We start from the raw sequence: 604 nt of genomic DNA on the forward strand, positions 1-604 counted from the left end.
CGGCGGGGCGACGGCGGCCGCCATCGGAATATCCTTATGCACGTCGTGCTGCACCAGCGCGGGCGGAAAGACCCCAGAGAGACAAAATCCCACCCACCCAGGCAAGCACGCCAATCACGGCAATAACAATACGGATCATCAAACCGCTTCCCATATCCTGCGCAATCCGGCCCCCTGTCCTGTCGTGGCGCGGGGCATGCCCCCCAGCCAGCGCGGGCGTGATCCCGCCCGCGGACTCTACCGGTTCCGTCCTGCTGTATGTTAGGTTGCCCGCCATGTCACGCCCGATTCCCCACCGGCCCGGCCCGGAGTCCCCCTCGCTCACCATTCCGCTTGACCTGAACGCCGTTGGCCCCGCCGCCCCCCGGCGGGCGGGCGGCGGCCGGACCATCGTGCTTGTCGGGCTCATGGGCGCGGGCAAGACGACCATCGGCCGTATCCTGCTACGCGGCTGGGGATTCCGTTTGTCGATTCGGATGAGGAAATCGAGCGCGCCGCCGGCTGCACCATCGCCGACCTGTTCGAAAAATATGGTGAGCCGGAATTCCGCCGGGGCGAAAGGCTGGTCATCCGCCGCCTGCTGGCCGGGCCGCCGGTGGTTCTG

The 604-nt window shown here is 67.5% G+C and carries 1 pseudogene; it reads left to right on the top strand.

Annotated features, from left to right (window positions below):
* Positions 1 to 275 precede the first annotated feature (275 nt).
* Positions 276 to 604: pseudogene (locus JCM25156_RS28340) on the top strand (shikimate kinase); the annotation flags it as partial.

It is taken from the genome of Komagataeibacter kakiaceti JCM 25156 (assembly GCF_000613305.1).